The organism is Streptomyces sp. 2-1 (assembly GCF_048564895.1).
Taxonomy (GTDB): domain Bacteria; phylum Actinomycetota; class Actinomycetes; order Streptomycetales; family Streptomycetaceae; genus Streptomyces; species Streptomyces phaeochromogenes.
The window spans coordinates 10,590,028-10,615,767 of the sequence record NZ_CP183383.1 but is presented as its reverse complement, the minus strand read 5'-3'; the positions used below and the strand labels follow the sequence as shown (position 1 = coordinate 10,615,767).

Sequence of the window (25,740 nt, the reverse complement as noted above, 5' to 3'; positions counted from 1 at the left end):
AAGGAGCGCAGTGGAACACCAGAGTCAGCAGGAAGAGGCAACCCCCGAGGTGCAGGAACGCATCCGGACCAGCTTCGGACTCCAGGGGCTGATGGGCCATCTCGGCGCGCGCATCACACACATCGCACCGGGCCGCGTGCACATCGTCCTCCCGAACCGCCCCGAAGTGACCCAGCAGCACGGCTACTTCCACGCCGGGGCGACGAGCGCCATCGCCGACAGCGCGGGCGGGTACGCGGCGTTCACGCTGTTCCCCGAGGACACGTCGGTGCTCACGGTCGAGTACAAGATCAACCTCCTGGCGCCCGCCGTGGGCGATCACATCGAGGCCGTGGGACAGGTCCTGAAGCCCGGACGGACGCTCACCGTGTGCCAGCTGGAGGTGTTCGGCGTCGAGGGCGACCGTCGGTCCCTCGTCGCGGCCGGCCAGCAGACGCTGATGTGCGTGAAGAGGTCCGAAGGCTGATCCCGGTCGAGAAGGAGCGATACGAGTGGCGCCCGCCGGTCAGAGGCCAAAGGCGCCGCCCTCGACGAGGATGAGCAGGCCGATGGCGATGAGGACGACGGGCAGCAGGATGTGGCCCCAGCGGGCGAGGGCCGTGCCGATGACCGGACGGGTGGCGACGAACCTGCCCGCGAAGCACCACACGGCAACCAGGATCAGGAACACCACGGCGTACACGCTCATCCCGCCGACGCCTGCGGTGGCGAGGACAGGAACGTAGACGCCGATGTTGTCCCCGCCGTTGGCCAAGGTCACAGCGGCCACCGCCATGGACGTCGGCCCACCCGCCTGGGTCCGGTCCTCGTCGTCGCCGTCCTCACCACGGTGTTTCCACGCCTGCCAGGCCGCCTTGAGGCCAAGGGCGAGGGGCAGGAGACCGAGGTACGGAATGACTGGCTCGGGCAGGAAGGTGGCACCCAGCGCGGCGGCCACGGCCACGACCAGGATCGCGGCGAATCCGAGGTACTGACCCAGCACGATCCTGCGGGTGGACCCGCGGTGCCCGGCGCCTTGGGCGAAGAACAGCGCCAGGATCAGGATGTCGTCGACGTTGGTGACCGCGAAGAGTCCGACTGCCTGCCCGATGATGCCCAGGTTCACGAACCAGCCCGCTTTGCTCGTACGACAGGAGTTGGACGACCCTACTCGGAACCGGGATCCGGTGAATCCGTCCGCCGTACGCACGCCGCCTCAGAGTTCCGCGTACGCCCTCGCGCAGTACACGGGACCGCCGCCCAGCCCGGACACGTTCAGGATGGACTCCTCCGTCAGCTGGGTGTCGTCCTTGCGCGGGCAGTTGTTGTCCAGGTCCGGCTGCCCGATGACCTTGACGTCGGGCAACACATCGCCGTCGCAGGGGACTTCCTCGTACTTGTCACCCGTGTCCGAAGCCTCCAGGCAGTCACCTACACGGATCTCCATGCCGCCCTGGCCCGGTTCGCCGGGGTGCGGGGCCTTGAGGTTGCGTACGCAGGCATAGCCCACACCGGCCACGTACTCAAGGTAGTCACGCGAGCCCGCGACCTCCCATCCGGGATCGCCGCTGATGCCCAGCACGTCGTCCGTGGAGTCGGAGCAGTCGATGTAGGTGTACACGGTCGTCTTCTTCTCGACGCGCTTGAGGACCTTGCCGATGGCGTCGGGGTCGTCGCAGGGCATCTCCACGGCATGACCCTGTTCGTCACCCCTCGGGGGCCCGTAACAGTCACCCTTGGCCATCAGCACGTTGTCGTCGTTGTCGTAGTACGCCGGCTTGGACGAGCTGCTCGACGGGGTGCCGGTCGTGGCCGGGGTCGACACGGTCGGTGGGGCCGACGATCCACGCGCGTCGTCGTCGCCGTCCGAGCAGCCGGCCGCCCACACCAGTACACCCACTAAGGCGGCAGCTCGTATGGCACGCCCGTATCGCATCTCAAGGCCCCCCTGCCTCGGCGTTGCGGCCAGCATGGGACGTCGGCACCGGTCACGCAAGCCCCCGCACCTCACCCGGGAACCAGTCAACTCCCCTTGTGCGTAGGTACATTGAGACCGCTGATTCGTTGAGCGAGTGGGGGCGGGGATGCGCGACACCGTCTTGGACGGCCGGTACACGCTCACGGAGCGGATCGGTGCGGGCGGTATGGGTGTGGTGTGGCGGGCCAGGGACGCGCGGCTCGAACGCCCGGTCGCCGTCAAGCTGTTGAGCCTGCCACCCGGCACGGCCGGCGCCGAGCGGGAGCGACTGCTCGCCATGTTCGGGCGGGAGGCACGGGCCGCCGCCGCACTGGACAGCTCGTACATCGTGCCGGTCTTCGACCACGGGGCTGACGGCGAAGTCCCCTACCTGGTCATGCCGTTGCTCTCGGGCCGGACCGTGGGCGAGTTGCTGGCCGACGGGCCGCTGCCGCCGGAGCAGGTCGCGGAGCTCTCAGCACAGGTCTGCCGGGCCCTGGCGACCGCGCACCGGGCCGGCATCGTGCACCGCGACATCAAACCGGCGAACGTGATGCTCACCGACGAGGGCACGGTCAAGGTGCTCGACTTCGGCATTGCCAAGTTCCTCGACGCCGCGACCGGCGGCCGGCTCACCGCGACCACCGACTCCCCCATCGGCACCCTCCCCTACATGGCGCCCGAGCGCTTCACGCGGGGCGCGGACGACGGCCGTACGGACGTGTACGCGCTGGGCTGCACCGTGTACGAGATGCTGACCGGTGCACCGCCCTTCGACTCGACGTCGGCGCCCGCACTGATGCACAGCCATGTGTACGAGACACCGGAGAAGCCGTCGCTTCGGCGTCCGGGGCTCACCCCCGAGTGGGACGAGCTGGTGGGGCGGATGCTGGCGAAGCCGGTCGAGGACAGGCCGACGGCGGAGGAGGCACGGGAGGTATTCGAGAGACTGGCCCTGCCCGCGTCGCGGGTCCCCACCTCCGCCCAACTGCCGGACCACACCCCTCCTTTGGGGCAGGACCCCGCCTCCACCGCACCGGGGAGCCCGTCCCACGCATCGTCCGAGCCGCAGCACTCTGCATCCGACGCAGCCCCACGGCAACTCGCGGCGGGCGCCACAACCATCAGCCCCGACCCCACCTCGTACCTGCTCGCGCCGCCGCTCCCGAAGCAGCCGCCCGCTCCCCCGGCCGCTCGACTGCGTGGGCGGCGCGTCACCTGGATCGCGGCCTCCGCGGCCGTCACCGCGCTCGTGGTCATATTCGCCGTCGTCCAGCCCTTCGGCGGCGACGACGGCGACGAGGGAAGCGGGAAGAGCGGCTCCGGCGGGCCGAAGGCCGGCACCGGCACGGTGGCCCCGGTGGCGAAGACCCAGACCCTCACGCTCGGCTCCGACGCCGATGCCAAGGGCCCCGCCCCGGCGGTGCGGGGCGCCACCAAGGGCGGCAAGGTCACGGTCCTCGAGCCGGGCGGTATCACCACCCTCGACCCGGGCAACATGTGGTCCGGGGCCGACCGGTTGATCTCCCGCCTCGTCTACCGCAGCCTGACCACCCTCGAAACCCTGCCCAACGGATCCGTCCGACTCGTCGGGGACCTCGCCGAGGACACCGGCCGGCCATCGCTGGAGGGCCGCATCTGGACGTTCACCCTCAAGCCCGGCCTCACCTACAACGACGGATCGCCCGTACGCGCCCAGGACTTCGCGTTCGCGGTCAAACGCGCCCTCGACCCCGACAAGTTCCCGATGGGCGACCGCACCCTACGCAACTTCCTGCTCGGTCCCGAGGACGCGGACGGCATCGGCGGCGAACACGAGATGCCGCCGGGCGTCATCGAGACCCCGGACGACCGCACGATCATCTTCAACCTCGACGGCGCCCACCCCGACTTCAACGTCGTCCTGGCCGGCCCGAACGGCGCACCCGTGCCGGAGCGGGTCTCCGACATCTCCGGCACCTCCACACTCCTGCCGTCGACGGGCCCGTACCAGGTCGACTCCTTCACCGGCGCCAAGAACCTCACGCTCACCCGCAATCCGAAGTGGCGCGCGGACACGGACCCGGTGCGCACCGCGTACCCCGACCGCTACGAGGTCACCGGTTCGCTGACCCTCGACGAGATCAAGACCCGGATCCGCGCGGCCGGTTCGAAGTCGGCCGTGATGACGTTCTCCGGCTCGCTGGACAAGGACGGGCTGGGCACGGCGGACGGCGCCACCGGCAGCGGCACGGTCCGGGTGACGTCACCGGCCCCCCATGTCCTCGCGTACTCCGTCGACACCAAACGCGTACCGAAGCTGAAGGTCCGTCAGGCCATCGCCACCGCGTATCCGGCAGCGGACGTCCTGGCCGCGAGCGGCGAGGACGGCGTCGCCATGCACCACCTCTTGCCGCCGGGCATCCCCGGTTCGCGCGACTTCGACCTGTACGGGGCCGGGGCGCACGGTGACCCCGCCAAGGCCCGCGCTCTGCTCACCGAGGCGGGCGAGACGGACTTCCCGCTCACCCTCGCCTATGCGACGACAGCCGACGAAGCACGAGGCAAAGTGGTGAAGAAGGCCCTGGACAAGGCCGGTTTCCGGGTGACCCTGAAGAACGTCGACGTCTCCGACATCTACGAGAACGTGGGCGACGGCGCCTACGACCTGGCCCGCCTGCCGATGAACATCAGCGGCCTCCCGTTGGCGTCGGCGTTCCTGCCCGACTCCTTCGACGGCCGCTACACCTACCCGACCACCTCCAACTTCTCCCGGCTCAACAGCACGGCGGTCAACGACGCGATCGACGCGGCCAATGGGACGGCCGACCTGGTGGCCGCGGGCGAGAAGTGGTCCACCGTCGACCGCCGTGTGATGGAGCAGGCGGCGGCCATTCCGGTGTACGTGCCTGTGCGCACGTTCCTCTACAGCTCCAGGCTGAAGGGGGTTCAGGTGGACCTGGACGGGCTGTCACCGCTCAACGCGTATGTGACCGAGTGACGGCCGTCGCCGCATGTGTCTTCCGGTAGGCGGTCGGGGTCACTCCGACCTCTCGTCGGAAGATGGTCCGGAAATTCGCGGCCGTGCCGAACCCCGTCGCTCCGGCGATCCTCTCCACGGACCAGTCGGAGGATTCGAGGAGCCGGCGCGCGCCGAGGATCCTCTGCCGGGCGACCCAGTGCATGGGTGGCATTCCCGTCTCGCGCACGAAGTGCCGGATGAAGGTCCTCCGCGACAGCCGACTGTGGTCCGCCATCCGCTGCACGGTGATCGAGGATCCAATGTTCTCGATCACCCATTCCCGGGTCGCCCGAAGGCCGGCGCGAGGAGGGGGTGAACCGTCCACGTACTGTGGCTCGTTCGCACTGCGGGCAGCGGAGAATACGACGTCCTTCGCCACGTCGTCGGCGACTGTCGTCCCGAAATCGCTCTGGATGACGTGGAGACAGGCGTCGATTCCCGATCCCGCACCCGCGGACGTGAGAATTGCCCCGTCCTCGACGAACAGCCGGTTCTCGGCGACGTCGACTCCGGGATACGTCGTCCGGAGTTGCTCGGTGTACTGCCAGTGCGTCGTGGCCGTCTTCCCGTCGAGCATTCCACTGGCCGCGAGCGCGAAAACGCCCGTGCAGACGGCGACGATCCGGGCGCCCCGCTCACCTGCGAGCTGCACCGCCTTCAGATAGCCGTCCGGGATAGGGAGACTCGGGTCCTCATAGCCCGGAACCACGACGATGTCGGCGTACTCCACATCTGAGAGCGAGTGGGTCGGCCTGATGTCCGCCGCCACATCGATGTGAGACGGCCGGTCGCTCGAACCGTCGACCGCGTCGAGATTCTGGTCGCCGCACACGAAGACTCGATAGCCAGCGTGCTGACCGAACACATGGGCCGGGATGCTGACGTCCAGTGAATACGCACGCGGCATCGCAAGGATCGCGACAGTGGTCCGGTCGTCTCCGGATCGCAATTGCGCCCCCTTGTCTCCGTGCCACCTGCTGCTTCCTACGCCCCTGATCCAGGCTAGCTCACAGGCGCGGGATCGGACCTGACCTGCGGATACGGCACGATCCTTGCTGAAAGTGGCACGGCTGAGTCTGGTCCGCCTCAATCCGGCCTCATAGCGTTCTCTGCGAACTCACCTTTGACGATCGGAGCGATATGAGCAGGGCAGATACAGATCAGGTCGAAAGCTTCGGAGTCCCCTGGGAAGAAAGCTACGGGTACGTTCAGGCGGTCAAGCACGGCGACACCATTTACCTCTCGGGCCAGGTGGCACACGACGGGACGAAACTCGTCGCCCCCGCTCCGGTGAATGAGGACGGGCTGGTCACCGACTTCTCCAACATGGGTGAGCAGCTGCGCCAGTGCTATGCCAACGCGGCTGAACTGCTGAAGCGTTTCGACGCATCGCTGGACGACGTCGTCGACGAAGTCATCTACGTGGTCGATGCCGACGCGGGTGACGCCGCGGCAGGGCCGGTGCGGAAGGAAGCCTACGGACGGCCGGACCCCCAGCTGGCAAGCACCATGATCGGCACGCCTCGACTGGCATTCCCCGAGCTGCTCGTCGAGGTCAAGCTCGTCGCCCGAGTCTGACAGGCCGGTCGGATCATGAGGCGGGCGCGCCGGTGGGCCGTCACAGGTGGGCGCCGGGCGGGTTCGGGCGGGCGAGGCCGAGGTCGTACGCGAGGATCGTGACCTGTACGCGGTCGCGCAGCCCGAGTTTGCGCAGCAGCGCGTTGACGTGGGACTTCACGGTGCCGACGGTGATGCCGAGTTCTTCGGCGATCTCCGAGTTGTTGAGCCCGGAAGCGACCAGGGTGAGGACGTTGCGTTGGCTGCCGGTCAGGCTGTCCAGCTCGCGCGGGCCGGCGTCGGCCCGGATTCCAGGGCCCGCCCCGGACGAGTAGTGGCCGATGAGCCGCCGGGTCGCGGACGGGGCGAGCACGCTCTCGCCCGCGGCCACCACCCGTATGCCCTGCAGCAGTTCGGCGGGGTGGACATCTTTGAGCAGGAAACCGGAGGCGCCCGCGCGCAGCGCGTCGAAGACGTACGAGTCGAGGTCGAAGGTGGTCAACACCAGGACGCGGGGCGCGTCCTGGCGGCCGGTGATGATCCGGGTGGCGGCGATGCCGTCCAGTTCGGGCATCCGGACGTCCATAACGACCACGTCGGGCGCCAGTTCCTCGGCAAGGCGTACCGCGGCGGCGCCGTCGGCGGCCTCACCGACGACCGTCATGTCCTCCTCGGCGTCGATCATGGCGGCGAACCCCGCCCGTACGACGCCTTGGTCGTCGACGACCAGCACTCTGAGACTCATCGCTCCCCCTCTTCGTGGCCTTGATTCTCGTGGCCACGCTCTTTGACGCCCTGCTCTTCGACGCCCTGCTCTTTGTCGCCCTGATCCGGAACGAGTGGCAGCCGGAGTCGGACGGTGTCCGGCGCATCGTTGGTCAGGGTGCCGCCGAGTGCCGCGACCCGCGCCACCAGCCGCTCCCGTACGACGGGGCGGGCGGCGCGGGGCACTCCGGTGGCCGTGAGCGTCAACGTACCCTCGTCCGCGTCGAGTTCGAGCATCGCGGGCTCGTCCCCGCCGGCCGCCAGCACCATCTCGGCGGCGTGGTAGGCGGCCAGGTCCACGGCGGTGGGGAGTCGATCGGGCACGCGGTCGGTCATCCGTATCTCGACGTCGCGGCCGGTGGCCCGGCTCTGGTGGGCGAGCAGGTCGAGGGCTTGGAGGGTGGGCTGCGGCCGTAGTTCGGGCTCTGTCTCGCCTTCCCGGACCGTGTCGAGGAGGGCGCGCATCGCGGCCAGGGCCTCGCGGGCGCGTTCGGCGGTCGTGTCGAGGCGGCCCGCCTCCGCTTCAGCGACCATGCCGGCGGTGCGCGCCAGCACGGTGGTCTCCAGCCCGGCGGCGATCCGGCGGCGCTCGGCCCACGCGTCCCGGACGGCCTCCTCGGTCCAGGTGGCGAGGCGTTCGTCCTGTGTGCCACGGGCGGCCCGGTCGCTCCGCCCGCGCAGGGTTCCGGCTTGGCGGGCGGCGCCGACCGCCAGGGATGCCCCGGCCGTCGCCGACGCGGCGACCGCCCAGACGGGGATCGTCGTGCCCCGGTCCAGGACGGCGGCCGTCGCCGCCACCGCGTGCACCGCCACGGCCGCGACCGGGAGGACCGACAGGGCCTTGAGGAACGGGGGCGTGCGGTTCTCGGCAGGGGACGGACCGGCGGCGGGGCGTGTCTCGTCCGAGGCAGCAGCAGTCGTACGGGCCGCGTCCGCGGCCAGCGCCGCGCAGGTGGCGAGCATGCTCAGCGCCGGCGGCAGGAGGACCGGACCGGTGTAGTCACCCGTGGCCATCGCCAAGGGCCAGAGCAGGGCCAGACCGAGCAGGACGCCCTGGGCGGCGCGGGGCCCCCGGCGCAGCCACAGCAGCGCGACCGCCTGTGCCGCGGCGAGCAACGCGAAGAGGACCCCCGCGGACACGTGCGAGCTGCTCGACGCGGTTTCCGTCCGGACGACCAGCGCCGGGAGCAGCGGCTGCACGCACAGGCCGACGGCGGCCGTCACCTGCGCGAGGCGGTAGCTCCACCCGGCGGACCGCTCCACCGGGGCGGCGGTCCGGCCGGGCAGAACCGCGCGCACCTCCCAACCGCCGTCCGCCGTCGGGCCGCTGGTCAGCGTGCCGCCCGCCTCCCGTGCCCGGGACCGCAGGAAGCCCTGGCCGCGCCCACCGCCGAGGCCCCCACCAAGTGCCGCCGAACCGGCCCGTGGTGCCGTACTCGTGACCACGACGTCCGTGCGCGTGTCGCCGTACCGGCACAGCACTCTCGTCCGCGCACCGGGGGCGTGCCGGGCCACATTGGTCAGCGCCTCGCGCACGATGCCGTACGCCGCGTCCGCCACGGTGCCGTCCGGCAAGGGGTCGATCTCGCAGTCGACCACCTGGTCCAGCCGACGGAACCCCGCGACCAGACCCCGCAGCCGTTCCTCCGGCGACGGCAGGTCCTCCCGCGAGGGCGCCGGTGCCCGCACCGCGCCGAGCGCCCGGGTGACCTCGCGACCGGTCTCGGCCGCGAACTCCAGTGCCTCGTCGGCCATTTCGGGGCGCCGGTCGCGCAGCCCGAGCGCCGCCCCGGCCGTCACCACCACGGCCGTCAGATGGTGGGCGCTGACGTCGTGCAACTCCCTTTCCATACGGCGCCGTTCCTCTGCCGGAAGGCGGTGCCGCTCGGTCTCCGCCCGCTTCAGCAGGTGTTCGGCCGTTCGCCGGGCACGACGGGCCCTGCGTACGAGGAGGCCGGCGCCGCACGCGACGACGTACAGCAGAGCCGTCAGGACGAGGTCCAGTCCGTTCCGGTCGCTGAGGCCGTGCAGGGTGAGGCCGTACAGCAGTTGCCAGACGGCGAGCGTCACCAGGCACAACACGGCGGTGAAGGTGTCGCGTTCGGTCGCCACGGTGAACAGGGCCAGCGCGACACCCGCGGTTCCGAGTACCGCCATCGCTCCGGTGGGCAGCGGACCGGCGCCCGCCGCACAGGCGGCGGCGACCACGACGAGGGCGACGACCGGGCGGGTGCGGCGGAGAGCGAGGGCGGCCGTCACCAGTCCGGCGACCAGAGCCGCCAAGAGAAGGGAGGACGAGGGCGGGACGGCTCCGCGCGCCAGTGCCGCGCCGGGCCACACCACGGCCTGGGCACAGATCAGCAGGACAGGGAGCAGCCGGTCTTCGGTATCAGTTCGGTTCATGGCGGATCAAGGCTATGGCCGCAGGTGAGCGGCCCGGCTCCGGCTGGAGGCGGATTTCGTTCTCTTACCTGGGTTACAGATGCGGCGGCGCCTGGATGACGGACGGCCGGTGGACTGCCCGGGAGCCTTTCTCTATCTCCGGTTCGAGACCGCAATCATCCCGCAGCGCGAGGACCGCGCAATGCCTGGCGCCATAAGCTCGATCCCATCGAGAAGGCGATCGACCAGCGGTTCGGTTCCTTTCCTTGGATCGCCATTACGTAGATCGCTTTCCGTATCTTTCCGCAGGTGAAAAACATCTGCTCCGAAACGAATTCAGGGGGATCTCCCATGTCCAAGCGCATTCTCGTGTCGTCGCTCGTCGGTGTTTTCGTCGTAGGCGGAATTACCGCCGGTGGCTTCGCCGTGGCATCGGCCTCAGCCGCCACCGAGCCGACCGTGAAGAACGGCTCGGCCCGCTATGTCGCCCCGTCCGACGGCGGCGCGGGCAAGCTCACCTTCACCGCGGACGTGAGTGACGACTCGGGCATCTCAGGCCTCAAGGTCCTTGCGTGGCCCGCGAGTTCGAAGCTCGACCCGACCGAGGCGGAGCTCCGGTCCGTGGACAGCGCCACGTGCAAGAGCACGACGGACGAGACGTCCCGCTGCACGTACACGCTGCGGGTCACGAAGGAGGAGGCGGCCGAGCTGGACCGGGGCACCTGGTACGTCTCGGCGCTCGCAACGGCCAAGGACGGGGACACGACGTTCGTGTCCCGCGCCGCGTCCTTCGACGTCACGCGCTGACCCACCACCGCCGTCACCACTCGCTGACCTACTACCGCCGGCATCACTCGCTGACCCATCACCGCGGCCGGGCGCCTCAGGAGGCGCCCGGCCGTTCGGGTGGGTGGCTGAGAGCGGCCGGGAGTGAGCCCCAGGGTCCCCTCGTGCGGTCGTCAGGCCGTTGTCGGACCCTGGTGCTTTCATGGGAACCATGACCAGCAGAAGTGTCGTAGTCGAACGGCGTATCGCCGCGGCCCAGGGACCGGTGTGGGAGGCCATCACCGATCTGGCCGGTATGCAGCACGTCCTCAGCAGCGTCTCGAAGGTCGACGTCCTCACGGAGGGCGCCTTCGGCGTCGGCACGCGGTGGCGGGAGACGCGGCGCATGTTCGGCAAGGACGCCACCGAGGAGATGTGGGTGACGGCCAGCGAGCCGCCCGAGCGATATGTGGTGGAGGCCGAGTCCCACGGCGCGCACTACATCTCGGAGTGGGCGCTGAGAGCCGACGGACCGGTTACGACAACGGTCCGTATGACGTTCTCTGCCGTGGCGACCGGTGGCGTCGCGGGCGTGCTGGCCAAGATCATGGGCCGCCTGGGCGCGCGGGCGGTCAGCAAGGCCATCGCCAAGGACCTCGACGACATCGCCGCGGCGCTGGAGGGCCGCAGCGGCTGAGCCACACGCGGCCCCTCCGCCCCCCCATCCACTCTCCCGACGCCGCCCTCAGCCCTTCACCGCACCGGCGGTGAGCCCCTGGACGATGTGCCGGCTGGCGAAGGCGAACAGCAGCATCGTGGGCAGGATGGTGAGGACCGCGGCCGCGGACATGGATCCCCAGTCGATGTTGAAGCTGGAGATGAAGCCGTTCAGGGCCGTGGGGACGGTCTTGTTGCTGTCGCTGTTCATCAGCGTCACCGACAGGAAGAGCTCGTTCCAGCAGTTGACGAAGTTGAAGATGAACGCGGCCACGATCCCGGGACGCATCACCGGCAGCAGCACCCGGAACAGCGCTCCGAACCGGGACAGGCCGTCGATCATGGCGGCCTCCTCCAGCGCGTCCGGGATGTTCTCGAAGAAGCCGCGGAGCATCACCGTGCAGAAGGGGATGCACACGGCGACGTACACGAGGATGAGCCCGAGCCTGTTGTCGACCAGGTTGAGGTCGGTCATGAGCAGGTACAGCGGTCCCAGCGCGATGAAGGTCGGGATCATCTGGGTGACCAGCGCTGCCATCAGCAGGGCGGACTTGGTGCGGAACTCGAAGCGGGCCAGCACGTAGGCCGACAGCATCGAGATCGCGGTGGCGACCGCGGCCGCCACGAACGCGACGATGAGGCTGTTGGTGAGGTAGACGCCGAAGTCGGCCTTGCCGAAGAGCCCGCTGTAGTTCTCCAGCGAGAAGTGCTCGGGCCAGTAGGCGATCGGGAAGGCGAAGATGTCTCCGGGCGCCTTCAGGGACGTGATGGTGATCCAGTAGAGCGGGAAGACCGTGAAGACCAGCCACAGTCCCAGGAAGGTGAACTTCGTGGCCCGGCCCGCCGTGGACTCCTTGCCGATCACGACTTCACCTCTCGCTTCTCGCGCGTGGCCAGGAGGAAGAAGACCGCGAACACCAGCAGCGTGGCGACGACTATGAGCCCGAGCGCGGAGGCCCTGCCGTAGTCGCCCTGCTGGGTGATCTTGATCATCCAGGTGGTCACGATGTGCGTCTCGTTGTTCGGCCCGCCGCCGGTCATCCCGAAGATCAGGTCGGGGAAGTTGAAGATCCAGATCACGCGCAGCAGGACGGTCAGCGCGAGCGTGACCCGTATGTACGGAATGGTGATCTGGAAGAGGGTGCGCACCTTGCCCGCACCGTCCAGCGCCGCCGCCTCGTACAGCTCCTCGGGGATGGACTGCAGCGCGGCCAGGATCATGATGGTGAAGAAGGTGACGCCGTACCAGATGTTGGCGACCACGACGGCGAACATCGCGGTCTGCGGGTCGGCCAGCCAGGCGACCGGTTCGTCGATCAGGCCGACCTTCTGGAGCAGGTCGTTGACGACGCCGAACTCGCTGTTGAACATCCAGCGGAACAGGATGCCGATGAGGAAGCCGGAGATCGCCCAGGGGAAGAAGATCAGCGCCTGGTAGAGGCCCCGGAAGCGGAACTTCTTGCGCAGCCAGAGCGCGAGGGCGAAGCCGATCACCAGTTGGGGCACGATCGAACCGAACACCCAGATCCCGGTGTTGCCCAGCACGGTGCCCCAGGCGGGGTCGGCGAAGACGTCGCGGAAGTTCTTCAGGCCCACCCAGGAGGTGTCGGTCAGGTCCGCCAGCTTCCAGTTGCGGAAGGCCATCTGGCTGCCGGCGATCATCGGGTAGTACGTGAAGACCGCCACGAAGACCGCGGCCGGTGCCATGAAGGCGGCGATCAGGAAGCCGCGCCGGGCGGTGAACTCCGGCTTGCGGCGGCCTCCTTGCGCGCCGCGGCCGGGCGGGGTGCCTCCGGTTCCGGAGGGCCCCGCCGACGCCGATTTCGTCGTCTCCGTCGTTTTCGTCGTGTCGGACGCGGTGGGCATGGTCAGTTCTCCTGCTGCCGCTTCTCGGTCCAGTACGCGTCCCAGCCGTCGAGCAGCTTCTCGGGAGTCGTCTTGCCCAGCACCATCTTCTGGATGTCCGCGTCGGCCTTCTGCTGCCACTCGGCCCACCAGGCGACTCCACGCGGCTGGCTGACGTTGAGGTAGGTGTCCGGGTTCTCCGTCATGGTGACGTAGCTGGACCAGGGGCCGGTCTTGTAGAAGGGGTCCTCGGTCGCCGACTTGAGGATCGGCACCAGGCTGTTCTTCTTGGTGAAGGCCGTCGACGCCTTGCCCTCGGAGAGGAACTCGACCAGCTTGACGGCCTCCGCCTTGTGCTTGCTGCCGTCCGCGATGCCCCAGCCTGCGGTGGCGAGCGGCTGTACGGTCTTGCCGCTCGGCCCCGCCACCAGCGGAGCGGTGTCCCACTGGTTCTTCGCGATCGACTTGGACTCCGAGACGGTGGCGATGACTTCCGGGTCCTGCAGCAGGAAGGCCGTGGAACCGTTGGAGAAGCCCTCGACCATCTCCGGATAGCCCCAGGAGACCGACGACTTGGGGGACGCCTCCTTGAAGAGCTTGAGGTAGGTCTTCATCGCGTCGACCGCCTCGGGGGCGGCGAAGATCGTGCTGCCGTCCTTCACCTTGAAGCCGTCGGCGGGGTCGATCTTGTCGGCGACGTACGCCTCGATGACGGCGGTGGCGTTGCCGTTGGCGTTGGCCCCACCGCGGAAGGCGTATCCGTACCGGCGCTTGGCCGGATCGTGGATGGCGGAGGCCTGTTCGAGCAGTTCGTCCCAGGTGGCCGGGGGCTTGTCGAAGCCGGCCTCCTTGATCAGGTCGGTGCGGTAGAAGACGCTCAGGCCGTAGAAGCCGTACGGGACGAAGTACGTCTTGCCGGTGGCGGTCTCGGAGGCTTTGACGGCGTTCTCCGTCATCGCCTCCCAGCCCTTCCAGGGCTTGAGGTCCTTCTTCATGTCGTAGAGCCAGCCGTTGTTCGACCAGGGGCCCACGGTGGTGTCCCGTACTTCGAGGGTGTCCACGCCGCTGCCGGACTGGAGCATCTGCTGGATCTTCTGGTCCGCCTGCTCGGTGGGCGGCGAGATCAGATTGACCTTGATCTTGGAGTTCTGCTTTTCGAAGTCCGCTATCAGGCTCTTCAGCAGGTCCGTGCGGGCGGGGTTCGTCAGGCTCTCGACCATGTTGAGGGTGACTGTTCCGTCGGCTTCTCCGCCGCTCATGGCGGAACAGCCGGTCAGGACCATGGTGGCGGCTGTGCCGAGGGCGAGAGCTGCCGTCCTTCTACTCATCGTGCCGACCTCTTCCTTGAATACGGGCGCACTGGCTGCGGCTTCGGGGGCGGGGACCGTGGTGGGTGTGCGGGGGGACCGTGGTGTCGGGGATCGCGGTATCGGGGAGTCGCGCCGTCGACGCGCCGGGCTGTCAGTGGGCCGCGCGGGCCCATTCGCCGATGACGGGAACGCAGTCCTCGGCGAAGTACTCGTAGTCGGCGGCGGTGTTGTAGACGTGCGCGGACAGCCGCATGTAGCCGATGCCGTCGAAGCTGGTGAAGGCCGCCTCCACGCCCAGCTCCCGGGCGGCCCGGTCGCGCAGCGTGTCCGCCTCGATCCGGCTGCCCGCCAGCCCCTCGGGCAGCCGCACGAGCCGCATCCCGGGAACGGGCATGCCCACGTCGACGACGCCGGGGACGGCGCCCAGTTCGGCGAAGGCGGCTCCGACGAGGCGCTCGGCGTAGCCGGCCAGGTCGTCCATGTACCGGCGGGCGGTGTCCCAGCCCCAGGTGCGGTCGACGAAGTCCAGTGCTGTCGACGCGGCGAGATAGCCGGTGACGTCCACCGTGCCCTGCTGGTCGAAGCGGTCGGGAAAGGGGTCGGGGGCGCCCCACGAGTCGATCAGCGGATAGAGGTCCTCGCGCTGCGCGCCGCGGGCGACCAGTGCGGCGGTGCCGCGCGGCGCGCAGCCCCATTTGTGCAGGTTGCCGACCCAGAAGTCGCATGTCAGGCCGTCCAGCGGGGCGGCGAGCAGACCGGGGGCGTGCGCGCCGTCCACGAGCAGGGGGATCCCGAGCCGCGCGGCCTCCGCGCCGATCCGCTCGACCGGCATCCGGCGGGCGGTCGGCGAGGTGATCTGGTCGACCACGATCAGGTCCGTGGCGTCGTCGACCTCCACCATCACTGCCTCGTACGCCTGCTCCTCGTCCGCGTCCAGCTGCACCCGGGCGGTGCGGACCTCGCCGCCCCAGCGCCGGGCCAGCCGTTCGGCGCCCATGGTCACGGCTCCGTAGCCGTGGTCGGTGACGACGATCGCGCCGCCGCGGCGGCGCGGAAGAGCGTTGAGTACGACGCTGACTCCGGCGCTCGCGTTGGGCACCAGGGCGAGGTCGTCGGGGGTGGCCCGCAGGAAGGCCGCGAGGTCGACCCGGGCGTCTGCAATCTTCTGCGGCAGCGCGGGGAACCACACCACCGGCGAGCTGTCCATCTCGGCCCTGAGTTCGTTCTGCCGCTCCTGCGCCACCAGCGGAACCGCCCCGAACGAGCCGTGGTTCAGGTGCTTCATGACGGGGTCCAGCGACCACGCCCGGGCGGCGGGCCGGCCGTCCGCCAGCAGCAGGGGACGCGGGGCGGTGGTGACCTCGGTCTCGCTCACATCACTCCACATCTACCGAACCCGAGTGCCACCAGACATCAGAGGATGACGGCGACACGTATGATGACTCGGCATCTTGGCAGTCGTTTTCCGGCCTCGCAAGGGTCGTGCAGCGAAAGTCATCAGATGACTCCCGGCCGATACATCCGAGACATCAGATGACTGACTACAGTGCCCGAGGGTCTCGGTGGTGCCGCCGGCCCGTCAGGGGAGGAATCGGATGTCCGCAGTCGACAAGGCGTTCCACGGTCTGCGTCACATGATCGCGACGGGGCGCCTGGGCCCGGGAGACCGCATCCCGCCCGAGGCCGAGCTCGGCGAGGAACTGGGCGTTTCGCGCGGTCCGCTGCGCGAGGCCGTACGGATGCTCGCGGCGCTCGGTGTGGTGGAACCGCGGCACGGTTCGGGCACGTACGTCTCCCAACTCCGGCCCGAGGACGTCATCGGGAGCCTCTCCCTGACCCTTGAACTCCTGCCGCTGTCAGGGCTGTTGGAGGTCTACGAGATCCGGCGGGTGCTGGAGGCCCACGTCGCCGCCAAGGCCGCCGCGCGCCGGACCCCCGAGACGGTGAAGACGCTCTACTCGCTCATCGAGTCCATGGAGGCGACCGAGGACCCCACCGAGGCCTCGGAGCTGGACCACCGTTTCCACGCCGAGGTGGCGCGGGCCGCCGAGAACCCCACGCTCGCCTCCCTGCTCGCGGTCTTCCGCGCCCGTTCGCGCAAGTACCAGGTCTTCACCCTCCCCGAAGGCCCCGAGATGCGACGCAAGAGCGACGCCGACCACCGGGTCCTCGCCACGGCGATCGCCGACCGCGACCCGGGCGCCGCCGCCGGAGCGGCCGAGGCCCACGTCGCCCAGACGGAACGGTGGCTGCGCGCCTTCATGCCACCGGTGGAGGAGACCGACGGCGGACCGGAGGACGCCCCGGGCTGACGCCGCCCGTTGTCGGAGCGCGGTCGGGCACGGTCCTTCGTAGCGGAGTCGGCCTCAGCTGAGTCGCCCGTAGCCGAGTCGTCCGCTACGGAGTCATCCGTAACGGCTGAAGAGTGCCTGGAGGTAGTCCTCCAAGCGGTTGGTGAGCGTCATGGGTGTCAGGTCATGCCTGCCCAGTTCCCGCCAGGGCCCGGCGACCTTCTCCGCGTCCGGTGCGAAGGCCAGGGCATCCAGCAGACGCCAGTACAGGTGAGCTCCGGGATCCCCGTCGAGTACTCCCCCGGCCGCCAAGTAGTCGTCGGCCAGGCGCATTCCGGCGTCGACGCCGTGCAGCAGGGCGAGCGCGGTGGAGCAGTGGGCCACGTCCAGGTCGGCCGGACCCCAGGAGGTCTCCACCCAGTCCACGACACCCGTGACCGCCAAGTCGGCGCCGTGGCCGGTGAAGAGGACGTTGCCGGGATGAAAGTCGCGGTGCAGGAAACAGGGCCGGTAGGGCGGGGGCGGACGGCGGATGACGTCCACGGCGCGTCGCCACAGCTCGGGCCGCCGCGTGCCTTCGGGCAACCGCACGCGATCGGCTGCCGTCCAGGCCTCGTACGTACGAGGCCGCGCCCGCGTCGGCACGAACAGCCCATGGATGTCGAGGAGTTGTCGAGCCAGCAACTCGATCCTGCGCGGCACGTCATCGTCGTCGTCCAGCCTGACACGTCCAGGCAGCCAGGACATCAGGAGCGAGGGGTGGTCACAGTGCTCCGCCAGGGCATCCACACCATGGAAGTCGGCGACCGGCACGGGTGTCTCCGCGAGGAACGTCAGCATGTCCGCTTCGCGCGTGAGCAGCCCCTGCGCATGCTTGACGAAGAAGGGCTTGACGAACGATCGCAGGACGAGTGACCGGGGTTCGCCGTTCCTCGCTTCGATGTCGAGACGGCGCATCTGCGAGGTCCAGCCGCCACGCAGTGGGACGACATCCTTGATGCGATCGCCTTCACGCAGCGTCTTCTCCACCCAGGCACGGGTGTTGGACCAGCCCCGATCGTCCACTCCGGCACCCATGACGTCCGCATGCTCCTCCGCGTCCACGGGGTCAGCCTACTGATCACCAAGTAGCCCGGAACTCAATAGAATCGCGCGATGGTGACCTTCGAGATCGACGATGTGACGCCCGCTGCCGAGCCGTTGCCGACCCGGCCTCTCGGTGACCTGGACCTGGTCGTGGACGCGCTCGCCGTCGGCGGTGACCCGAACACCCCGGTCATCGCCCCGAACGGTGTGCATCCGCTGCTCGGGGCGGTGGGGCGCGCGTTCGCCGATCACCGTCGGCTCGTGCTGACTCCGGACACGGTGTGGCTGACGATCGCGCAGGGCCTCGCCCAGCACATCCGGCTGCACGCCGAGGAACTGCGGCCGAGGCTGGTGCGTCACGCAGGCCGCAAGCGGCTCACCGTGACCGTCGACGGGCCGATGCCGCACGACCCGAACTCCTGGCAGGACGCTGTGGAGTTGTTCCACAAACTGCTCGCGGCTGAGATCGACGGCACCGGCACGAGCGCCGACCTCTTCGAGTGCGACTTCTCCACCAGTACCGAGGTCGAGCGCGTCGTGGGGCGCATCGTCATGCTCGACGCGTACGCGCCGTACTTCGCCTTGTGGATGACCTTCGTCTGCGGAATCCCGTCGATCACGTTGACCGGCACGGTCGAGGACTGGCAGCGGATCCGTGCACGACTGGACGCGGTCGCCGATCTGGGCATGGAGACGTGGTGCCGGTCGCTCGTCCCGATAGCCGACCAGTTCGTCCGTGCCGCTGCGGGCGACATCGACACCGCGTTCTGGCGCCGCATCTACAGCCCGGTCGACGCCTACGGCGGCGAGGTGGTCACCGGGTGGATCGCACGGTTCTATCCGTACCTGACCCGCCACGGTGCTGTCACGAGGCCGAATCCGCTGCTGGAACTCCCCCTCGACGAACCACGCGACCTGACCCTCGACGGCATGTTCTACACGGGCCCGGGGGTGCGCAGCGACGACGTGCCGGCGACCCTGTCACGGCTGGTCGTCCACATCAACGACCGGGTGGAGGGCGACAATCGAGTGGTCGCCCTGCACGCCGGACTCGTGGGTGTCGGCCAGGACGAGGACGGATCTCTGCGGCCGGTGGCGGGCTGGCATCTCACCTCGGCTGCGATCGAGATGGATGACGTGATCGACCGGATCGTGCGTGACCATGCCACCACCCCCGCGCATTCTCCGGACGGGCTCTGGTTCGAGGGGTGCGCGGACGTGGTGGCGCTCTACAGCCGTGTCGGCTCCGCGACACTGTTCGACGGCGCCTGGCGACTGCGGCCCATCGCCGAGCGCCGCACGGTGTGGCGCGGCCACCGCGCGCACTCGATCGCTGTCATCATCGACCTCGCGGACGGCCGGAGTCTCGGCGCTGTCGACAACTCCCGTACAGGGAGCACCCATTGGGTCGTCTGCCGGATCGAGAAAGCACCGTCCGACGGTGGGGACACGAACCGCCCGCGCCTCCACCTCGTCGACGAGCCGAACGAGGTCCCGGTGTACGGCACTTCACTCGCCTTCCTCCTCGACGCGGCCCTGGACTCGGGCGGTGACATCGCGCACCTGGAGACCGGCCGACTCGACGAGCTGGACCGCGGCATCGTCTGACCGAGGCGACAGGGCACAGGGCTAGGGGGCTGCTGAGCGGCGTACCTCCGGGTGCGGCGCGCCTCCGGGTACGCCACCCCGTCGGACCGCCGGTGTCAGGCGCTGTACTGGTGCGCCGGGTAAGTCAGGTATCCCGCTTCGCCGCCCTGGTAGTAGGTCGCCTCGTCGACGGGCGCGACCGGCACACCCGTACGCAGGCGTTCCACCAGGTCTGGGTTGGCGATGAAGGCGCGGCCGAAGCTGATGAGGTCCGCGCCCAGACCGAGCCAGTGGTCGGCCTCGGACCGGCCGGTCTGCTTGGGGCCCATGGGGACGACAGGGTTCATGACGAGTGTGCCCGGCCAGGCACGGCGGAGTGCCACCAGCACCTCTTCGTCCGCGGTCCCTTCGAGATGGACGTACGCCAACTCCAGCCGGGCCAACTCGCCGAGCAGGGCGGTGTAGAGCTCCGTGACCTCCGTCTCCCGCACGCCCCAGAAGGTCCCGCCCGGGGAGAGCCGGATGCCCGTGCGCGCCGCGCCGACCGCGTCGACGGTCGCGGACACCGCCTCGACGGCGAACCTGATCCGGTGGGCCACGGAGCCTCCGTACCCGTCCGTGCGCAGGTTGGCGTTGGACGAGAGGAACTGTGAGATCAGGTATCCGTTGGCTCCGTGCAGTTCCACTCCGTCGAATCCCGCGTCCACGGCCCGGCGTGCCGCGTCGGCGTAGGAGCGGGCGTGCTCCGGGACTTCCGAGGTCTCCAGCGCGCGGGGCACGGGGGCGGGCTGGGGCCCGGTCGGCGTGAAGACGTCACCGACTGCGGGCACCGCCGACGGGCCGACGGGCTGCATGCCGGTGGTGTCGGGGTGCGAGACGCGCCCACCGTGCATGAGCTGGGCGAAGATCCGTCCACCGTTGGCGTGCACGGCGTCCGTCACCGGCTGCCACGAGGTCTGCTGCTCCTCGGTGTGCAGACCGGGCGTGCCCGGGTTGGACTGCCCGATCAGGCTCGGCTGGACGCCCTCGGTCACGATCAGCCCGGCGGTCGCCCGCTGGGCGTAGTAGGTCGCCATCGACGGCGTCGCCAGGCCGCCGGCAGCGGCCCTCACCCGAGTCATGGGGGCCATCACGACGCGGTTGGGCAGCGTCAGTTCGCCGAGCTGATGACGCTGGAACAGGCTCGTCACTTCAGGACTCCTTCGCGATCCGTCGGCCCGGGTCCCGGGCACAGCGGTTACGCTAAAACCTGACATTGACGTCAGAGGCAAGGCCTGTGTCGTAGGTAACAGCGCGGGCAACGGCGGGGAGTGGGGAGAACGACATGCGCATTGGAGAGCTCGCCGATCGGGCCGGGGTCAGCGTCCGGTCGCTGCGCTACTACGAGGAGCAGGGCCTGCTCACCAGCACCCGCAGCACCAGTGGCCAGCGGCACTACACGGACTACGAGGTCGAGCGGGTCACCTTCATCCAGCGGCTGTACGCGGCCGGCCTGTCCAGCCGGACCATCACCGAACTGCTCCCCTGCGTCGACTCTCCCAGCGAGGAGAACTCGGACGCCGCCCTCGAACGCATGGGCCAGGAACGCGAACGGCTCACCGCACACATCGAGGAACTCGTTCAGACCCGCGACGCCCTGGACGGCCTGATGACCTCGGCCCGAGCGTACCGCGAGCAGTCCCAGGCGTCCGCCTGCGCCTGACGCGGTCGCCCGACGGCGCCACCCGCGCTCCGCCCGACGCGGTGACACGCGACAAAGCGGGCCTCACCATGTACGTATGACGGACGCGACGATCGTGAACACGCATCAGGCCGAGGCCTGGAACGGCTATGAAGGCACCCACTGGGCCGACCACCAGACGCGCTACGACAACCTCAACGACGCCGCCAACGAGCCTCTCCTGGCCGCCGCCGCCATCAAGGACACGGACTCGGTCCTCGACATCGGCTGCGGCAACGGACGTCTCACCCGTCTCGCGGCCGGCCGAGGAGCCCGTGCCCTCGGCGTCGATCTGTCCGTGCCGATGCTGGAGCGGGCCAGGGCGAGCGCAGCCGAGGAGAAGCTCGACAACGTCTCCTTCGTACAGGGCGACGCCCAGGTATATCCCTTTCCCGAGGCTGGCTTCGACGTGGCGCTCAGCCGCTTCGGGGTGATGTTCTTCGCCGATCCGGTGGCCGCGTTCGCCAACATCGGAGGGGCGCTGCGGCCGGGCGGACGCCTCGCTTTCGTCTGTCCGCAGGCCTTCAGCCGTATGGAACAGTCCGTCATCCTCGCCGCCGTCGCCGAGCATGTGCCTCTGCCGGACCTGTCCCAGGACACGAAGACCGGCCCCGCCTCCTTCGCCGACCCCGAACGCACCACGGGCGTACTGCGCGATGCCGGGTTCGAGGGCCCCGACGCCGAGTCGATCGAACGGACTCAGCTGTGGGGCGCGGACGCGGAGGACGCCGCGACCTTCCTCTTCGGCTGGGGCCCTATGCGGCACTGGCTGCGGGACACCGACCCGCAGGCCACGGAGCGCGCCCGGCGCGCGGCGGTCGACGCCTTCCGCACCTATGAGTCGGACACCGGCGTACGGCTGACAGCCCGACTCTGGCTGGTGACCGCCACCTGGCCGGAAGTCGCGTAAGCAAGCCAACCGCGGGGTGGGAACAGCGATGGGAAAGGGGGTATCGGCATGAACCGGCCGCTTCTCTACCTCGACGTGGACGGGCCGCTCAACCCCTACGCCGCCAAGCCTCACCGGCGGCCCGCGGGGTACGGCACGCATCGGATGAAGCCCGAGGGCTGGATCGCCCAGCACCCCAGTACGCCACGGGCCCACGTGAAGCCGCTCCGGGTGTGGCTCAACCCCGAACACGGTTCCCGGCTAAGGGAGTTGGGCGAGCGGTACGACCTGGTGTGGGCGACCACCTGGGGCGCGGAGGCCAACACGTTCATCGGGCCTGTCATCGGCCTTCCGCGGTTGCCGGTCGTGGACTGGCCCACGACACATGACATACGCCCGGACGGCACGTTCTGGAAGACCCGTCACCTCGTCGCGCACGCCGAGGGCCGCCCGTTCGCGTGGGTCGACGACGACCTCGACGACACCGACCGCGCCTTCGTCGCCTCGCACCACGAGGGCCCGGCGCTTCTCCATCATGTCGACGCCCGGGTCGGCCTGCTCGACACCGACTTCGCCGCCCTCGACGCCTTCGCCCGCGCGCTGTGATCCCCGGCGGACCCAGCCCTGCCGTACAACCTCCGAGCGGCTCGGAAGTCTTCCTTTCCGGGGTGTGACATGGGATCGGAGCACCAGATCGCCTTCTTCCTGCGGGAGTTGGCGAGTCGGAACACGCAGCGTCGCGTGGCGGCGGCGAAGGGGCTGGGCAAGGTCGGCCGTCGCGAGCACGCCTGGGTGCTCGCCGAGACGGCCGGTGACCCGGTGCCCCAGGTCCGCGAGGCCGCGGCCATCGGCCTCGGCCGGCTCGGGGTGCCGGAGGCGGGCGAGAAGGTGTTGCCGCTCCTGATGGGCGACATGGATCCATGGGTACGCCGCAGGGCCTCGCTCGCCGCCATCCACCTTGAGCTGCGCGGCGACGGGATCGTGCGTGCCTACACGAAGCTGCTCGACGACCCGGAGTATCACGTCCGCATCAACGCTCTCGTGGGCCTGACGGCGTTGGGCGTGCCCGGCGATGTCTCGACGCTGGTGAGCCTGCTCGGCGATCCGGACGGCGCCGTGTGGGGGCGGGCCCGGAGCCTGATCTACGATTTGAGGGACGATCCGGCCGTGAAGGCCGAGGTGATCCGGACGGCCCGGGAGGGCGACGGCGCCGCACGCATAGAGGCGCTCACGTTGCTGCCGCGCCGGTGCACCGAGCGACTGCTCGACTCGCTGCTCTCGGGGCTGCGCGACCCGTCGCCCGATGTACGGATCGCGGTGGCGCGGCGACTGTCCGGCGTGGAAACGCCGCAGATTCGTGAGGCTCTTGCCACCGCGCTCGACGGGGAACAGAGCCCGGCCGTGGCAGCGCGCCTGCTGCACATGCTGGAACAGCCGGGTGACCAGCAACTGATCGGCCCTGCACGGCGATGGCTTCGCGACCCCGTGGCCGGTCCGGCCGCCGCTCAGGCGCTGGGAGAGGTGGACACCGGGTCCGCCGTGGAACACCTGCGCGGCGTCATCGCCGACACGGCCCTACCGGGACCGACTCGTGCCGCCGCCGCGAAAGCCATCGGCGAGTGCGGGCGATGGGACGCCGTGTGGCTGCTGCTCCCGCTGCTCGACGACCCGGACACGGAGGTGCAGACGGGTGCCGTCGACGGTCTGGGCTCAGCCGTCTACAACGGACTGCGCCTCTGGGAGCGTTGGCCCGTGGCCAACGCCCTCGTCGCTCGCCTCACGTCCGATCCCAGCACCGCCTGGCGGACGGGCTATGCCCTCATCGGGCTGGCGGACGCCCTGCCGAACCTGCGACGCCTGGCCGACAGCACCGAGGACAGCCAGGTTCGGGCCGCTGTGCTCCCGCTGCTCGTCCCGGAGGACCTCGATGGCCCGGGTCATGGCAAATACGGCGCCGAGGAGGACGTACGCCGCTTGCTGCGGGGGCTCGACGACCTTCAGGAGCCGGTCCGGTACAGCGCCGCGGCCGCCCTGCAGCAGTGGCTCAAGGTCGGATTCGCGCTCCCGCCGGGCCGCGAAGCCCCACCGGGTCGCGATGCGCTGCACGACCGGCTGATGGCCCTCGCCTCGGACCCGTCCCCGCGGCTGCGGCAAGCCGTGGCCGCCGTGCTCCAGGCCCTTGCGGATCCAGGTGGCCCGAACTGACCGAACTGACTGCCACGGAAAACCACCTGACAGGTCGGCGTGAGGGCGCTACTGTCGCTCGCGATGACGACTCACTCTGTTCACAGAATGGGGGTCCCGTCCGCGCAAGGTGAGTGCTGATGCTCACTGACACCGCGTACGAGGATCTCCGCCTTTCCTTCTGGCCGCGCGTGCGAGAGTTCGCCGTGCCGCCCTCCATGATCGAGACAGCGTCCGCCCGTCGCCATGCCGGGGACTGGGCCGGGGCGTGCGCCGCCGCCGGTGTGGATGTCGATCTCGATCTGCGGTCCCTGGCTCGTACCCGAGGCCGGGATCTCGCCGCCCAAGTCCGCGCGGATCTCCGCCACTTGGCTCCTGATCTGCTGCGCTGGCACATGCCGAGGATCGCTCCCCACGGGTTGCTGCGCCCGGGTCTGACGATCGCTCTGACGCGGTACGACGCGGTGGAGCGTGACGGCCCGGGCACGCGTGACAGCCCCGGCTCGATGTGTCTGGTGGTCCGGACGGCTCCCGCCTGGGCGGATGCCGGTCAGCGCATCAGCCTCGCGCTGTGGGACAGGTCGCACGCCGACGCCGGCGCCCGCCGTCACCCGCACCCCCGCCCCAACCGGCGGTTCCGCCTCGATCTGCACCGTCATCTGTGGGACGCGCGTAGGAGCGATGAGCTACGGGTCCGGTCGGGAGCTGATCAGTCGGCCGACGAAAGCCTTGCCCTGGTGAAGGCCGGCGGGGGCCTCCCACTGGTGAATGCGGATGCGCTGGAGCCGGTGCCGTGGGATCCGCGTTGGGCCGTCGACCGGTGGGCCGGAGAAGCCCGGATACTGCTCCGCGCCGAGGGACGGTCCACCGGTACCGTCGCCGTGCGAGTGGGATCCGGGCAGCGGTTGCTGCTGGACCTGGTCGCCGACGGTGAGGGCCCGGGGTCGCCCGGGTTCACCCTCGCGGTGGCGCCCACGAAAGGGGCCACCGCCGCGCTGCCGGTCCTGCCCGACGCGGCGACCTGGACGCTGCCCGACCTGGAACTGATCCGCAGTGGTTCGATCGAGATCGATCAGCTGCACCCGCTGGTCGCTTCGGCGTTGGCACCGGAACACTCCCCGACAGGACCCTTCCGGACCGCCGGGCGGGCGCCCGCCACGCCAGGGCAACCGCACCTCGTGGAGTGCCGGGGAGAACAGCACCGGATCGGCCTGGTCGACGGTGTCCTGTCCCCGCTGGACCACGACCCCGGCGAGATCCGCCGGGAGGAACTCCTGGCGGAGCTGACCGGCACACCACTCCCCTGCCTCCAGACCATCGACACGGCCCACCGTCATCCGGACTGCCTCACAGGTGTCCGGGAACGCCTCCATCACGGCGACATCGCCGGAGCACTGGCCGTGGTCGAGGGCCTGCTGGGCCCTGACGCACTGCTGCGCGACGGCGCGCTGCGGGACGAACTGGAGAAGGCGGCGCGGCGGCGCGTCACGTACGGGCTCTTCCGGGCGGACCTCGCCGGCCCGGGGCCCGGCCGCGTCTGCCCGGATCCGCCTCGCCCACGTGACCTCCGCTCCCATCCACGCCACACGACAGGCCGCTGATCCAGGGACATCTCTCCCTGCCCTCTACTCACCCCTGCCCTTACGCACTCCTGCCTTTACGCACTCCTGCCTCTACTCGCTCCTGCCTTTACTCGCCGCTCCAC

23 protein-coding genes are annotated in these 25,740 nt (G+C 69.7%); 12 read left to right on the top strand and 11 right to left on the bottom strand.

What is annotated here, in order from left to right:
- The first annotated feature begins 10 nt into the window (after window positions 1-10).
- Window positions 11-466, top strand: coding sequence for a PaaI family thioesterase (locus ACN20J_RS46350; RefSeq protein ID WP_189842973.1), 456 nt, complete (start codon window positions 11-13; stop codon window positions 464-466).
- Between the two features lie 39 nt (window positions 467-505).
- Here ACN20J_RS46350 and ACN20J_RS46345 read toward each other — a convergent pair whose 3' ends face one another.
- Window positions 506-1,105, bottom strand: a complete 600-nt coding sequence (locus tag ACN20J_RS46345) for a cadmium resistance transporter (RefSeq protein ID WP_419668401.1) — start codon at window positions 1,103-1,105, stop codon at window positions 506-508.
- A 90-nt stretch (window positions 1,106-1,195) separates the two neighbouring features.
- Window positions 1,196-1,879, bottom strand: coding sequence for a hypothetical protein (locus ACN20J_RS46340; protein ID WP_419668400.1), 684 nt, complete (start codon window positions 1,877-1,879; stop codon window positions 1,196-1,198).
- Between the two features lie 184 nt (window positions 1,880-2,063).
- Here ACN20J_RS46340 and ACN20J_RS46335 point away from each other — a divergent pair, with 184 nt between their 5' ends.
- Entirely contained in the window at window positions 2,064-4,916 is a 2,853-nt protein-coding gene (locus ACN20J_RS46335; RefSeq protein WP_419668399.1) for an ABC transporter substrate-binding protein, read from the top strand.
- On the opposite strand, the gene ACN20J_RS46330 is transcribed toward ACN20J_RS46335, so the two are convergent.
- Window positions 4,894-5,886, bottom strand: coding sequence for a GlxA family transcriptional regulator (locus tag ACN20J_RS46330; RefSeq protein ID WP_419668398.1), 993 nt, complete (start codon window positions 5,884-5,886; stop codon window positions 4,894-4,896). The two genes, ACN20J_RS46335 and ACN20J_RS46330, sit on opposite strands and share 23 nt — an antisense overlap.
- Before the next feature lie 191 nt (window positions 5,887-6,077).
- On the opposite strand from ACN20J_RS46330, the gene ACN20J_RS46325 reads away from it, so the two are divergent.
- Complete coding sequence (locus tag ACN20J_RS46325) at window positions 6,078-6,515, top strand: Rid family hydrolase (RefSeq protein WP_189842977.1); 438 nt, start codon at window positions 6,078-6,080, stop codon at window positions 6,513-6,515.
- A gap of 40 nt (window positions 6,516-6,555) precedes the next feature.
- Here the strand turns inward: ACN20J_RS46325 and ACN20J_RS46320 are convergent, their stop codons facing one another.
- Both ACN20J_RS46320 and ACN20J_RS46315 read right to left on the bottom strand, forming a co-directional pair.
- Window positions 6,556-7,239, bottom strand: a complete 684-nt coding sequence (locus tag ACN20J_RS46320; protein WP_189842978.1) for a response regulator — start codon at window positions 7,237-7,239, stop codon at window positions 6,556-6,558.
- Window positions 7,236-9,662 carry a histidine kinase gene (locus ACN20J_RS46315; protein WP_419668397.1) on the bottom strand — a complete coding sequence of 809 codons (2,427 nt, stop codon included), beginning with the start codon at window positions 9,660-9,662 and terminating at the stop codon, window positions 7,236-7,238. Before ACN20J_RS46315 ends, ACN20J_RS46320 begins: the two co-directional genes overlap by 4 nt.
- Window positions 9,663-9,992: 330 nt before the next feature.
- On the opposite strand from ACN20J_RS46315, the gene ACN20J_RS46310 reads away from it, so the two are divergent.
- Window positions 9,993-10,448, top strand: coding sequence for a DUF5707 domain-containing protein (locus tag ACN20J_RS46310; RefSeq protein ID WP_190229889.1), 456 nt, complete (start codon window positions 9,993-9,995; stop codon window positions 10,446-10,448).
- A 190-nt stretch (window positions 10,449-10,638) separates the two neighbouring features.
- Entirely contained in the window at window positions 10,639-11,103 is a 465-nt protein-coding gene (locus ACN20J_RS46305; protein ID WP_419668396.1) for an SRPBCC family protein, read from the top strand.
- 48 nt (window positions 11,104-11,151) lie between these two features.
- On the opposite strand, the gene ACN20J_RS46300 is transcribed toward ACN20J_RS46305, so the two are convergent.
- The 4 genes from ACN20J_RS46300 to ACN20J_RS46285 form a co-directional block, all read right to left on the bottom strand.
- Window positions 11,152-11,988, bottom strand: coding sequence for a carbohydrate ABC transporter permease (locus ACN20J_RS46300; protein WP_419668395.1), 837 nt, complete (start codon window positions 11,986-11,988; stop codon window positions 11,152-11,154).
- Window positions 11,985-12,989 carry a carbohydrate ABC transporter permease gene (locus ACN20J_RS46295; RefSeq protein WP_189842982.1) on the bottom strand — a complete coding sequence of 335 codons (1,005 nt, stop codon included), beginning with the start codon at window positions 12,987-12,989 and terminating at the stop codon, window positions 11,985-11,987. Before ACN20J_RS46295 ends, ACN20J_RS46300 begins: the two co-directional genes overlap by 4 nt.
- Window positions 12,990-12,991: 2 nt before the next feature.
- A complete protein-coding gene (locus tag ACN20J_RS46290; RefSeq protein ID WP_189842983.1) occupies window positions 12,992-14,296 on the bottom strand; it encodes an ABC transporter substrate-binding protein in 1,305 nt (434 codons plus the stop codon).
- A 133-nt stretch (window positions 14,297-14,429) separates the two neighbouring features.
- A complete protein-coding gene (locus ACN20J_RS46285) occupies window positions 14,430-15,653 on the bottom strand; it encodes an aminotransferase class V-fold PLP-dependent enzyme (RefSeq protein WP_419668394.1) in 1,224 nt (407 codons plus the stop codon).
- 220 nt (window positions 15,654-15,873) lie between these two features.
- On the opposite strand from ACN20J_RS46285, the gene ACN20J_RS46280 reads away from it, so the two are divergent.
- Window positions 15,874-16,590, top strand: a complete 717-nt coding sequence (locus ACN20J_RS46280; RefSeq protein ID WP_189842985.1) for a FadR/GntR family transcriptional regulator — start codon at window positions 15,874-15,876, stop codon at window positions 16,588-16,590.
- A gap of 93 nt (window positions 16,591-16,683) precedes the next feature.
- On the opposite strand, the gene ACN20J_RS46275 is transcribed toward ACN20J_RS46280, so the two are convergent.
- Window positions 16,684-17,646: a phosphotransferase family protein gene (locus ACN20J_RS46275; protein ID WP_419669078.1), complete on the bottom strand. Its 963-nt coding sequence runs from the start codon at window positions 17,644-17,646 to the stop codon at window positions 16,684-16,686.
- Between the two features lie 78 nt (window positions 17,647-17,724).
- On the opposite strand from ACN20J_RS46275, the gene ACN20J_RS46270 reads away from it, so the two are divergent.
- Window positions 17,725-19,263 (top strand): DUF4419 domain-containing protein, encoded by a 1,539-nt coding sequence (locus tag ACN20J_RS46270; RefSeq protein WP_419668393.1) that lies wholly within the window; start codon window positions 17,725-17,727, stop codon window positions 19,261-19,263.
- A 95-nt stretch (window positions 19,264-19,358) separates the two neighbouring features.
- On the opposite strand, the gene ACN20J_RS46265 is transcribed toward ACN20J_RS46270, so the two are convergent.
- The gene (locus tag ACN20J_RS46265; RefSeq protein WP_419668392.1) at window positions 19,359-20,432 is read right to left on the bottom strand and encodes an alkene reductase; all 1,074 of its coding nucleotides are present in this window, start codon (window positions 20,430-20,432) and stop codon (window positions 19,359-19,361) included.
- A 134-nt stretch (window positions 20,433-20,566) separates the two neighbouring features.
- On the opposite strand from ACN20J_RS46265, the gene ACN20J_RS46260 reads away from it, so the two are divergent.
- The 5 genes from ACN20J_RS46260 (at window position 20,567) to ACN20J_RS46240 (ending at window position 25,636) form a co-directional block, all read left to right on the top strand.
- Window positions 20,567-20,944, top strand: a complete 378-nt coding sequence (locus ACN20J_RS46260) for a MerR family transcriptional regulator (RefSeq protein ID WP_189842988.1) — start codon at window positions 20,567-20,569, stop codon at window positions 20,942-20,944.
- Between the two features lie 76 nt (window positions 20,945-21,020).
- The gene (locus tag ACN20J_RS46255) at window positions 21,021-21,872 is read left to right on the top strand and encodes a class I SAM-dependent methyltransferase (protein ID WP_419668391.1); all 852 of its coding nucleotides are present in this window, start codon (window positions 21,021-21,023) and stop codon (window positions 21,870-21,872) included.
- 48 nt (window positions 21,873-21,920) lie between these two features.
- A complete protein-coding gene (locus tag ACN20J_RS46250) occupies window positions 21,921-22,457 on the top strand; it encodes a hypothetical protein (protein WP_419668390.1) in 537 nt (178 codons plus the stop codon).
- Window positions 22,458-22,526: 69 nt separating this feature from the next.
- The gene (locus tag ACN20J_RS46245; RefSeq protein WP_419668389.1) at window positions 22,527-24,056 is read left to right on the top strand and encodes a HEAT repeat domain-containing protein; all 1,530 of its coding nucleotides are present in this window, start codon (window positions 22,527-22,529) and stop codon (window positions 24,054-24,056) included.
- 119 nt (window positions 24,057-24,175) lie between these two features.
- The gene (locus tag ACN20J_RS46240; RefSeq protein ID WP_419668388.1) at window positions 24,176-25,636 is read left to right on the top strand and encodes a hypothetical protein; all 1,461 of its coding nucleotides are present in this window, start codon (window positions 24,176-24,178) and stop codon (window positions 25,634-25,636) included.
- Window positions 25,637-25,740: the final 104 nt, after the last annotated feature.